Annotated in this window: 11 protein-coding genes and 1 pseudogene; 7 read left to right on the top strand and 5 right to left on the bottom strand. The window is 46.3% G+C overall.

The genetic code is table 11. From position 1 onward, the window contains the following. Nucleotides 1–51 precede the first annotated feature (51 nt). Nucleotides 52–597, bottom strand: coding sequence for a flavin reductase family protein (locus HA494_06670; protein NHV97451.1), 546 nt, complete (start codon nucleotides 595–597; stop codon nucleotides 52–54). Nucleotides 598–759: 162 nt separating this feature from the next. On the opposite strand from HA494_06670, the gene HA494_06675 reads away from it, so the two are divergent. The 4 genes and pseudogenes from HA494_06675 to HA494_06690 all read left to right on the top strand — a co-directional run bounded on the left by HA494_06675 (nucleotide 760) and on the right by HA494_06690 (nucleotide 7,384). Further along, the gene (locus HA494_06675) at nucleotides 760–4,377 is read left to right on the top strand and encodes a chromosome segregation protein SMC (protein NHV97452.1); all 3,618 of its coding nucleotides are present in this window, start codon (nucleotides 760–762) and stop codon (nucleotides 4,375–4,377) included. Further along, nucleotides 4,370–5,014 (top strand): hypothetical protein, encoded by a 645-nt coding sequence (locus HA494_06680; GenBank protein NHV97453.1) that lies wholly within the window; start codon nucleotides 4,370–4,372, stop codon nucleotides 5,012–5,014. The genes HA494_06675 and HA494_06680 overlap by 8 nt, the downstream gene beginning before the upstream one ends. Further along, nucleotides 5,007–5,528, top strand: a complete 522-nt coding sequence (locus HA494_06685) for an SMC-Scp complex subunit ScpB (GenBank protein NHV97454.1) — start codon at nucleotides 5,007–5,009, stop codon at nucleotides 5,526–5,528. The genes HA494_06680 and HA494_06685 overlap by 8 nt, the downstream gene beginning before the upstream one ends. A gap of 118 nt (nucleotides 5,529–5,646) precedes the next feature. After that, nucleotides 5,647–7,384, top strand: a pseudogene (locus HA494_06690) (AIPR family protein). A 230-nt stretch (nucleotides 7,385–7,614) separates the two neighbouring features. On the opposite strand, the gene HA494_06695 reads toward HA494_06690, so the two are convergent. After that, nucleotides 7,615–7,845, bottom strand: coding sequence for a DUF2283 domain-containing protein (locus HA494_06695; GenBank protein ID NHV97455.1), 231 nt, complete (start codon nucleotides 7,843–7,845; stop codon nucleotides 7,615–7,617). A 140-nt stretch (nucleotides 7,846–7,985) separates the two neighbouring features. Here HA494_06695 and HA494_06700 point away from each other — a divergent pair, with 140 nt between their 5' ends. Genes HA494_06700 through HA494_06710 form a run of 3 tightly spaced genes read left to right on the top strand, consistent with a single transcriptional unit; the run spans nucleotide 7,986 to nucleotide 9,847 of the window. Continuing rightward, complete coding sequence (locus tag HA494_06700) at nucleotides 7,986–8,369, top strand: 30S ribosomal protein S8e (GenBank protein ID NHV97456.1); 384 nt, start codon at nucleotides 7,986–7,988, stop codon at nucleotides 8,367–8,369. After that, nucleotides 8,366–8,671 (top strand): hypothetical protein, encoded by a 306-nt coding sequence (locus HA494_06705; protein NHV97457.1) that lies wholly within the window; start codon nucleotides 8,366–8,368, stop codon nucleotides 8,669–8,671. Before HA494_06700 ends, HA494_06705 begins: the two co-directional genes overlap by 4 nt. A gap of 24 nt (nucleotides 8,672–8,695) precedes the next feature. After that, on the top strand, nucleotides 8,696–9,847 hold the full coding sequence (locus HA494_06710) for a tRNA (guanine(10)-N(2))-dimethyltransferase (GenBank protein ID NHV97458.1): 1,152 nt from the start codon (nucleotides 8,696–8,698) through the stop codon (nucleotides 9,845–9,847). Here HA494_06710 and HA494_06715 read toward each other — a convergent pair. The 3 genes from HA494_06715 to HA494_06725 form a co-directional block, all read right to left on the bottom strand. Further along, on the bottom strand, nucleotides 9,833–10,450 hold the full coding sequence (locus HA494_06715; protein ID NHV97459.1) for an RlmE family RNA methyltransferase: 618 nt from the start codon (nucleotides 10,448–10,450) through the stop codon (nucleotides 9,833–9,835). The genes HA494_06710 and HA494_06715 overlap by 15 nt on opposite strands. Before the next feature lie 17 nt (nucleotides 10,451–10,467). Continuing rightward, entirely contained in the window at nucleotides 10,468–10,872 is a 405-nt protein-coding gene (locus HA494_06720; protein ID NHV97460.1) for a winged helix-turn-helix transcriptional regulator, read from the bottom strand. A gap of 44 nt (nucleotides 10,873–10,916) precedes the next feature. Further along, nucleotides 10,917–11,459: threonine aldolase (locus HA494_06725; protein NHV97461.1), on the bottom strand; the 543-nt coding region annotated here is incomplete at its 5' end.

The following is an 11,459-nucleotide window of genomic DNA, read 5'->3' on the forward strand; positions in this document are numbered from 1 at the left end:
CTGAAAGACAGATAATTCTGAGCTAAGCGTAAAGATGGGGGGGCCGTTACCCTACATAACAATATTTAACCTCTGCTCGTTTGTGGTGAAGTCTCTGCTTCCTAGATGCATTATTATCTGAACCTTAGTTGGGTCGAAGGTTCTTTTGAACAGACCTTGGTTAACTCTTGCCGCTACTACCTCGCCTACGAAGAATGTGTGGTCTCCTGTGCGGACGCTTTGCACAACTTTACACTCTAGATGCGCTACACACTCTAGGATAGAGGGGGCGTTAACCTTCAGAGAGGGTATGGGGGTTAGCTTCGTTTCTTTAAACTTATCGACTTCACACCCAGAGTGCTCGCCGCAGAATACTGTTTGCTCAATTAAGTCTATTGTAGGTATGTTGACCACAAATTCCCCAGACTTTGCTATGATGGCGTGGCTGTAGCGCTCCAACCCCACTGAGATTCCTAAGAGAGGCGGGTTATGGGATAGAGGTGTGGACCAAGCTAAGGTTATGATATTAGGTTTGCCAGCGTAGGCGCAGCTCACTAGTACAGTGGGTCTCGGATGCATGAGGCGTAGGGCTAAGTTAAGAGGCACTTCTTCTTTCAAATCAGAACACTAAACATATCTACGCGAGGTAGAATAAAAGGTTTGATCACGCAGATCGAAGAAAAAAATAGTACTGAGTATTAAGAAGAGTAAGGTTTAGAAAAAGATTTTGAGTTTCTACCAAAAGATTTACAACATTGCTTCACTTATTCAAACCAAAAAGTGAAGCAGAAGTTAGCCATCACACTTAAATCCCCATTCAAGCCACTAAGGGTTAGAAGACCGAGAGTAGAGATGGCTTTCATAAAGAGGCTTGAGATTAGAGGCTTCAAGTCTTTTGGTGAGAAGACCGTATCTTTAAAATTTGAGCCTGGGTTGACGGCGATAACAGGTCCTAATGGTGGTGGTAAGAGTAACTTAATAGATGCTATACTCTTTGCGTTAGGCGAGAACAGCCCGAAGGCGCTTAGAGTCAATAAGTTATCTTCTTTGATATATGATGGCGGCGAAAATAAGCCGCCCTCTGCTAGGGTTACTGTGGTCTTCGATAACAGCGACAAATCTATCCCCATTGACTCAGAAACCGTAACAATTACTAGGGAGACGGATCAGAAGGGCGAAAGCACATATTATCTGAATGGCAAAAAGACTTCGCGAAATGTTGTTACCGAGATACTTGACTTAGCGCTAATCACTCACGAGGGGTTCAATATAGTTCCTCAAGGGATGGTTATGCACATCTCAGAGATGCTTCCTGATGAGAAGAGGAGGCTGATAGAGGATATCGCTGGTGTATCACCTTTTGACGCAAAGAAGGCCGAAGCACTCAAGCAGCTCCAAGAGGCTGATATGAGGCTGCAAGTCGCTATGGCGCGTATAGGCGAGATAGAGCATAGAGTGTATTCTCTAGAAGGTGAGAGGAACGATCAGCTTCGACTAAGACACCTTGAGGATGAGTTAAGGTGGGTGAAAGCGCTGATAGCCTCGAGAAACATAGCCTTGGCTAGAAAGAGGAAAGAAGAGGAGGAGGCCAAAGCCAAAGAGAACTCCGCTAGGCTACAGGAACTTAACAGCAGGTTAAACGATCTTAGGGCTGAGATAGCAAGAGTGGAGGAGGAGAAAAGGAACTTCTTGACAACAGTTGTTGACACTTCAGGCGGAAGGCTGGTTGAGCTGCAGTCTCAGATAGGTAAGCTTCTCTATGAGGAGGAGAGAGTTAGGAGCGAAAAGGCGAAGGCATCGCACAGACTTCTTGAGTTGGAGGAGACCCTACCTAGATTAAAAGAGGAGCGGCAAACCCTAGTTGCTGAAAAAGAGGGGCTGGAGAAGCAGATCAAAGAAGACGAGCAGAAGTTGAAAGCGCTTGAAGGTGAAAAAAAGGTTCTGGAGAAGAGCATAACTCATCTACAAAAGGAGAAGGAGAGGCTGCAGCAGGTGATACAAACATTAAGCGGCAGAATCGAGAGGTTAAGGGTTGGGCAGAGTAGGCTTACAGCCCGCTTGACCGAGCTGAGGTCTCAGGTTGAGCTGGATAGGCAGAGGATGAGTATGCTTGAGGAGAATCTGAAGAGCGTAAAGGAGAGGTCGGCAAGCTTCTTAGAGACGCTCAGCAACCTTGAGCAGAACCTAAACCAGATTCTCCAGTTTAAAGAGAGTGAAGAGGGTGCTCTAACTCAATTGAGAGAGGAGGCTGAGGCGTTAGCTAAGAGAAAGGAGGCTGTTGAGAAGGAGGTCGAAGCGGCTTTAGAGGTGCTCGAGAGGGCAAGCAAAAAGATCCTTCAACTCGACGCCCAGCACACAACCTTAGAGAAGATCGCGCCAGATGAAGTATCGGTTAGCCTTCTGATTCAGGCAGCAAAAGATGGGTCGGTAGAGGGGGTAGTAGGTAGGTTTAGGGATCTGATCTCCTTTAAAGATGAGTATAAAGCTGCGGTCTTGTCTGCTGCTGGTGAGTGGTGCGATGCGCTTGTAGTCGCTGATGTTAAGGCGATGCTTAAAGTGGCTGAGGTTGCTAAGAAACTCAAAGTTAAGAGGCTTAAACTCATACCCCTGTCAGAGGTTTCGGAGTCTGAGGCGGTAAAGCCGCCTATGCTTGAAGGAATCGTAGGAGCGTTGGCAGAGCATGTGGATTGCGACGCTGGCTTCAGAGGGTTGGTGAACTTTATATTAGGTGATGTGGTTTTGGCTGAGTCGCCTAGATACGCTTACTTGGCTTCGCAACAGGGGCTGCGTGCTGTAACTCTCCAAGGCTTATTGTTTGAGCCCATGGGTAAAGGATTCACGATAGGGTTCTCAGATAGGCTAGAGGCTCTAACCACGATGCTTGGGTATAAATCGGGTAAAGAGGAGGTCGCCAAAGCTCTACAAGCCTTAAGAGAGATGATTAGGAAGCGTAAAGCCGATCTAGCAGCCCTAGATAAAGAGCTAACTCGGCTTAAAGAGGAGCAGATTAAGAAGAGGATTAGAGTTGAGCGGATAGAGGCTGAAGCAGCAGCCCTCTCAAAAGCCGTAGAAAGATACACTAGGCTTGGGAATAAGGTGAAGCGGAGAATAGTGGTAGAGGAGCAGAGAGTCGAAGCGATGCGTAGGCGGATAGACAGAAAGCTTCAAACTATAGGGAGGGTAGAGTCGATGCTGAAGACTATAGAGGAGAGGATAAAAGAACTTTCATCAAAGATCCCTGCAGAAGAGGAGCGTTCAGCGGCTGAAGAAATCGCATCTAAGCAGAAGATCGTAGAAGATCTAGCAGCTCAGATGAGAGAGCATCTGACGGCGTTAGCGAAGAAGAAGAGTGATCTAGAGTATAGGCTAATGCCGAGCATACAAGATGTAGAGCAGAAGCTGCAAAAATATTCGGCTGAGGCTAAGGAGCTAGAGGTGCTCATAAAATCCTCTGAAGAGAGGCTGAAAACCATATCTCAAGATCTTCAATCTCTAAAAGAGGAGGAGGCTGCACTACTTCAGCAGTCGAAGCAGAGCAGGGCTCTAATAGAGGAGTATGAAAGTAGGCTTAGGCACCTTAGATCTCAAGAAGAGGCGCTGCGGCGCTCCATTAGTGTCGTTGAAAAGGAACTTCTGATAAACAACAGAAACCTTGAGATGCTTGCTGATGCCGAGAATAGGTATCTTAGTGAGCTTTCGATCTACGGGTACACCGATCCACTAGAGTATTTTGAGGGTGTGGATGAGTTGCTGAAAAAGCTGAGTGAGGAGTATGAGGAGCTCAGGAGGCAAGTCAACCTTCTGGCAGACGCTCAGTACAAAGAAGCTTACGTAGGTTATAAGAACCTTTCAGAGCGGAGGAATCAGCTTGAAGTCGAGAGGGATAAGATCATCGAGTTCATCGAGAAGGTTGAGGCTGAGAAGAGGAAGGTCTTCATGAGCACCTTCGAGAAGATAGATCGGGAGCTACGCACAGTCTTTTCAAAGATCACTGGCGGCTCAGCTTGGCTTGAACTTGAGAATCCCGATGACATATTTGGTAGTGGGGTGTTCTTGATGACTCAGTTCCCCAACAAACTACCTAGAGAGTCGAGCACGGTTAGCGGGGGTGAGAAGACTGTTGCAGCGGTCTCGTTTATACTTGCAATACAAGCAGTCTACCCCTCACCCTTCTACTTATTCGATGAGATCGATGCTCACTTAGATGCTGTTAACGCTGAGAAGGTCGCGGCGCTGCTGAAAGAGAGGGCTGAGAAGGCTCAGATAATCGCTATTTCGCTGAGAGATACATTCATAGCGAAGGCTAACACAGTGTATGGGGTATACTTGGTTAAGGGGGTATCGAACGTAGTCAAGTATAGACCGAGCATAGAGGTGGCAGCAAGAAGCGTTGAGTAAAGAAGCGATAGCCAAAGAGCCGCTGAACATACTGGTCAACCCAGACCTCATCAGGAAGCAGAAGCCTTGGAGGATTGATATAGCATACCTCTTAAACCTCTTTCTTAACTTCATATCTAAGCTGGAGAGTTTAGATCTTCGGCTCTGCGGCTCAGCAGCCTTATCCTCAGCACTAATCTACCGCCTAAAGGTAGAAGCACTCTTCCTCAGCGAAAGAATGAGCGAAGAGAAGAGACCAGTCGATGTAGGTGACATACCCTTCATACTATCGATGCCCATAAGATACGAGCTACACACAACATCTGTTGAGGATCTGATAGCAGCCCTACAGAGGCTGGTGGAGGAGATCACAGCCAGAACCGAACCCGAGCGACCTAAGCCTGTTAGTAGAGAGCCTGTTGTGGAGATCGACCAATTCATAAACCGGCTTAAAGAGAGCCTAGAGCCATTTAAGGCTTCGCTGCTTGAGATGTTGAAAAGCGGACCCATCCTATTCTCAACGCTGGTTAAAGGTAAGAGTGTGGTGGAGGCTGCGAGGGTATTCATCTTCCTACTCTTCCTAGCGTCTGATGGCGTAGTCTTTTTAGAGCAGATCGAGGAAGATCTGTTGATTACTGGTGCAGCAGGGTTTGTCTGATGAAGGTGAGGCTAAGGCGAGGATCGAAGCTGCGCTCTATGTGTCTGGTAGACCTTTGTCTGCTGAGGAGCTCGCTAAAGCCGCTGGGTTTACTTCGAAGAGGAGAGCGATAAGGCTGGCGCGCTCACTTATGCAGTCTTATAGCTCCTCTGAGCACGCTATACAGATAGTTGAGTACTCGGGGAACAGGTTTGCGATGCAGCTGAAGCCTCAGTTCGCTAAGGTTGCTAAGCGCTTCTCTATGAAGCCGCTTCTCCCGCAATCAACCCTAAAGACGCTTACATACATAGCCTTCTTCCAACCGATCACATCCCAGGATCTGGCTGAGAAGCGTGGGCCACAGGTCTATCAGCATATAAAGCAGCTCGAGCAGATGGGGTTCATAGAGGGAGAGCCGTCTGGGAAGACGAAAATCTACCGAACCACACCGGCCTTCGCAGAATACTTTGGTCTAAGCCAAGATGTAGAGCAACTTAAAAAAGAGCTACAAGCGAAGGCTATGAAGCTGATCTAGCAAACCCTTACTGAAATCACTTTCCTCTAAATATAGGGGAACAGTCTCATCAGCGTAGCACAAACGATATATAGTGAAGTGCAGAAATAAGCCATGTTACTTTGGGATGAAGTAGCAGATGTATGAGAAAATTAAAGAAGAAATAAAACAACCATACTACCAACAGAATTTTGATAACGATGGTCAAAGATTCGTGGCCTGGTATTTACGAAATATTCATTTGAGGGACCCTAATCAGACGAAATACGACATCACCGATGGTCCTGATGATAAGCAGATTGATGCCATAGTGATAAATGACGACAATTCGACTGTTTATGTCGTTCAGGGGAAGTTCATAGGAGCTTCGAGGGTTGATGCCGAACCTCTACACGAAGTTCTTTCTTTGTGGTTACAATTGAGGAATTTAGTTAAGTTGCAAGAAACGGCTAACGAAAAGCTGAAGAGCAGACTAGCTGAACTTTCAACCGCGCTGGAAGAAGACTATGCCGTAATATTTGAACTCGTCACAACTGCAAACTTGACCGAAACTGCAAAAAAAAGACCTTAAGGCATTCCAAGAAGCATTAGCAAAAGACGAAAATCTGCCTGCATCTCTTGTTCTTGTTGACAGTGACGAATTGAAAAGAAGATATGAAATGGTGTTAGAGCGCGAGCTTCCTTCCCTTGACTACTCACTCACTCTTGAGCAAGGAAAATACCTACATATGCAGCTCGCTGGAACACAGGTGATTATCGCAGCAATACCTCTTAGAGAATGTGTAAGATTACCAGGCATAAGGGATGGCACTCTTTTTCGGAAGAACGTTAGACAATTCATGGGTCTTAACAACACTGTGAACAAGAGTATTAAAGCTACGATTTACAGCGATAGGCATAGAGATTTCTTCTTTTACCATAATGGGATCACGGCGATCTGCGATAAGTTAGAGCTAAATAATCACATTTTAACGCTGAGAGGACTAAGCGTGGTGAACGGATGTCAGTCTCTGAACACAATATTGGCTTGTAGCGAAAAAGTAAAAGAACTTGATGACACTTATGTTCTATTTAGGTTTTACGAAATACCACAACGGGACAGAGCGGACAGAATCAGCATTTCTACTAATTTTCAGACCGCTGTTAAACCCAGAGATTTAAGGAGCAACGATAAGAGAGTGCTGAACCTAAAGAAGTCATACGAGCAAAGATATCCGCAGGGTTACTTTATTACGAAAAGGGGGGAGGAAGCACCAGCTGACAAAGACAAAGAATATGTGGTTGATCTCGTAGATGTGGGTAAGTGGTTTATCTCATGGCACTCACAAAGACCGAACTTTGCATACAGCGAGACAAGAATCTTTGATAAGTTTTTTGAGCAGCTGTTCAAGAGAGAATATGATCCTGAAAATGTTCAAGCTTTGAATTTTTGGATGAAAGAAATAATAAAAGGTTGGACGGGTGAAAATCCTTTTGGGCTGAACGAATCGTTACTAGCGATGAAAGCTTACGCGCCATACCATGTCCTGTTTGCGGTATCCCAGTTCTTTGCCATTGCCAGTAATTGTTCAGATAGGGTTCCTAGTCCTAAGGTAGTGTATGAGCAAGCAAAGAGTAAGAACGCTGTTGAACAAATCGTCAAGTTTGCAGCTTCGTCTGTTAACGTTGCTTTAGAAATTGCCGTCGATGAACATTCATCTTCTCATAAAATATTTAGTCCCCAAAACTGGATTAAAGCCAAAACATCTTTAAGCGGGATCAAGACCGTCATAACGACTCAATTGAAGATGCTCCATACCTTTCCAGGAGGCAAGGAACTTGAAGAGGTCTTGAAAGTTCCAAAAGAGGCATTCGAATACAGGTGGGAGGCAGACTAATCCCCTTTTAGAACAACCAAGATGGTTGGGGTATTAAACCGATAGGGGAGAAGAATCAGAGATCCCGAAGCTCTCTCTCAATCGGCTCAGGAAAATGAAAAAAGACAATCCTACCAGAGAGTATTAAAATAGTTAATAGGATGTTAATAGAGTTGTTAAGATATGGTCAAGGTTATAAGAGGACACTGAGGTTTGTGGGTCTTTACACTCCTACCAAATGCAAGCTTGCTTCAACTTATCTTGGAAAGTAGGTGCTCTACTGTTTCTCTTCTAAATTTTGCCAGCTCAAGAAGCGCGTTCATCAAACCTTTCTTCGACGCATCGAGTATTTCGACTGAAACCACCCACCCCTCATCATAGCCTAAGATGCCGTCGTTATCAAGCAGCTCCTCATTCACTAAAGCTCCCTCTCTAACCTTAAGGATCTGAACGTCAGCCTCAGGACCGTGTTGAACGATCAAACCCGTCTCCCAGACCTCTTTCTTCTTGCGCCAGCATCCTAAAAAATTCTTTTAGTAGACAGATGCTTATCGGGGCAGCAAGGAACCCTACAACCTTTTATATCCTAAAGTAGGAGAGTGTTGTCTGCTGTGACAGGGGCATGGTGAAGGCTGTAGAGAACCTACTTAAGAGAAAGATTACAGGCGGTAGGAGGAAAGCAGCGCGCTCAAGAAGGGCGTATGAGCGAGACCGATACCCCGCTGAGACCACGATAGGTGAAGACGAGATTGTGATCCGCAGGGTAAGAGGCGGTAATATTAAAGTCGCTGCGAAGAGTGTTCAATACGCCAATGTTGTTGATGAATCAAAGAAGGTTGTGCGTGTAAAGATTCTTGGTGTGGCTAAGAACCCAGCTAACAAAGACTACGAGCGTAGACAGGTGATAACTAAGGGGACGATCATAAAGACTGAGCTGGGGTTGGCTAAAGTTACATCCAGACCGGGGCAAAATGGCGTGGTAAATGCTGTGCTTGTGAAAAGTTGAAGGAATACGACCACCTAATAATATGGTTGGATTACTTTAACTCAACCCTATCTAGGGCTGAGGGTAGAAGAGTGCCCCTAGACAAAGCGGTGAAGGCACCCACGTTAGATGAACTCTGCCAAGCAGCCTCGCTCCTCGGCTATACACCTAAGCCTTTTCAGGCTCGACACCCCAAGAGAAGCCACATCCAATCTGGGTACATAGCGATAGAGAAGAAGATGAATAAGACTAGGGTGATCTACGAGTTAGCCGAAGCTCTTCGCAGAGTAAGAGGAGGGCAGCAACCTAAGCCCACTAAATAGTCATCCAAAAAGAGGTAGGCTCGCTTGGTATCTGAAGATGAGGTGGTGGAGGTTAAAGAAGGCAACACGATAATCTTAGCCCCAAAATCAAGCATATTTAGCAAAATCCCACCAAAATCACCCGCCTTCTACAATCCTGCAGCCAAGCTGAGTAGAGATGTTTCGCTGAAGATCTACAGCGCCTATGTTAGTTTACTAGGCGTTGATGTAACCTTTGCCGATGTGCTTTCTGGTGTGGGTGCGAGAGGGCTTCGGGTAGCTAAAGAATGCCATAAGATTGCTCGAGTCTACCTCAACGATTTAAACCCTAAAGCGATCGAGCTGGCTAAGAAGGCGGCGGAGTTGAACGGTGTGTTTGATAGATGTGTCTTTTCAACCAAAGATGCGCTGGTCTTTTTGGCTGAACATTCAGCACCACGAAGCCGCTTCGATATAGTGGATATCGACCCCTTTGGTTCCCCTCTGCCCTATCTACCAGCGGCTCTAAGGGCGGTTAAGCGAGGCGGTTTGATCTCCCTTACAGCAACAGACACAGCTGTGTTATGTGGAGTATACCCTAAGGTAGCGTTGAGAAGATATGGTGGATCTTCTTTGCGGTGTGAATATGGTAATGAAGTTGGGGCTAGGCTTCTCCTCAGCGCAGCAGCGAGGCAAGCCATGAGCATAAACGCGGGTATAACTCCTGTGTTTGCGCACGCAAGTAGACATTACATCAGAGTTTACTTTACGTTGGAAAGCGGCGCCTCAAAAGCGGATGAAAACTTGGATAAGATAGGGTACATAAACCAGTGCAGTAAATGTGGCTACAGAGAGAGCGGAGAGCGGAGAGAGCTCTGCCCAACGTGTGGAGCAAGGATGTTGAGTGCGGGTCCTCTTTGGGTTGGTACACTCTTCTCAAATAGGGTTCTTGAAGCCGCTTTGAAGCTTAGATCAGAACATAAACTCGAGGATAAGATCTTCACCATAGCCTTGGATGAGTGTGATCTTCCACCATCTTACTATACTGTGGATGAGTTGGCTAAGCGGCTGAAGGTAGTGACGCCATCTGTTAAAGATGTTATAGGCGCTCTTAGGGCTAGAGGGTTTAGGGCTGCTAGAACCGTATTTAACCCAAAGGGTTTAAGGACTGATGCGCCGAAAGAGGCTGTTGAGGAGACTGTTTTAGGTCTGAAGTAGGTCTTGCTCGGGTTTGTATCCTTTACATATTAAATATAGTTCGCTGCTCTGTCCTCTGCTCGCTGGCGGCTTCGTTATATCTACCTTCTCGAAGACCTTCTTCAGCTGAGCTTTTACGATCTGAAGCTCCTCTCCGTCAAAGACCTTTAAAACCGCTGAGCCAGAGGGCTTTAGTAGATGGGGCATCAGCGAGATCGCTCTTCTTGTCAACTCTATCTGTCTGATGTGATCGAGGTTCCAAATACCGGACACATTAGGTGAGAGGTCTGAGAGTACAACATCGACCAGACCCCTAGTGTAGTATTTGACCGCATCAACGAGATCTTCGCTGAAGACATCCATCTTTAGAGTTACGACATTCTCAGCAATAGGCTGGATGCCCTTTAGATCCACACCGACGACAAGCCCCTCTGCACCAACTCTTTCAGAAGCCACTTGAAGCCAGCCGCCGGGTGCTGAGCCCAGATCTAAGACTTTATCTCCTTCTTGAAAGATGTGGTAGCGTTTATCTATCTGTATGAGTTTGAATGCTGCTCGGCTCCTGTAGCCTTGGGCTGCTGCGAGGCGTCGATATAGGTCTCTTCTGGCTTCTCTTAACCTCAATACTCAATAAACACCCTCTATTGGTTCACTTTGTTGTCTTGAGCGTTAGCTATGTAATCTCGCCTAACCCACTCTACAAGCTTATCACAGGTGTAGGGTGTGACCACGCCATTAGGTGCACATTTACTCTCTGAGCCACAGGTTATACAGGGGGCTTGCTCTATCGATTTTATCTGAATCGGTAGGCGCAGTGGTGTAAGTTTATATGTCCATCTCCCGTTATCGAGGACCCGCTCCCTCTTCACAAGCCCCCTCTTCTCTAGCCTTATCGCTAACCTCGACCCGTCTCTGCTAGTTAGGTTAAGTTTCTTCCAGAGTTCGCTCTGAAGAACCCCCTCTTTACCGTGCTCTACAACCAGCTTGTACACTCTGGAGGTGAGGTCGAGTCCCTTCTCTTCTTTGCCGTCTGCTTGCTGCTGCATAGCACACCCCATTTATCTTATTGTTTTAAGATAGGTGAGGAGTTTTATATCAACTTTTTTATGCAGATTTCGTTTACAGCATCCAAGGTCTCGAGTATGTCCTCCCTAGTTATGCCTCGATGCGTAACCATACGGATCACGTTCCCTCTTAATGTAAGAGCCTTCACACCGTACTTCAAGAGCTTCTCTACAAATTCTTTGCCTGTGAAGCCTAGGTCTGAGACGTCAAACATAACTATGTTGGTTTGAACCCTTCTAAGATCTATCCTTATGCCATCTATCTTCGCTAAACCTTCAGCTAACAGGCGTGCGTTGGCATGATCTTCTCTCAGCCTATCAACCATCTTCTCAAGCGCAACTAAACCGGCAGCAGCTATAATGCCAGCTTGCCTCATCCCACCATCCAGCATCTTTCGCATTCTACGAGCCCTCTCTATAAAGGAACTAGAGCCTACCACGAGTGAACCTATGGGTGCGCTAAGACCCTTCGAAAGGCAGAACATAACCGAATCAACAGGAGCAACAAGCTCCTTAACATCTACACCAAGCGCTACCGCAGCGTTAAATATGCGTGCACCATCAAGATG

This window comes from Nitrososphaerota archaeon (assembly GCA_011605775.1).
In the GTDB taxonomy this organism is placed as follows: domain Archaea; phylum Thermoproteota; class Nitrososphaeria; order Nitrososphaerales; family JAAOZN01; genus JAAOZN01.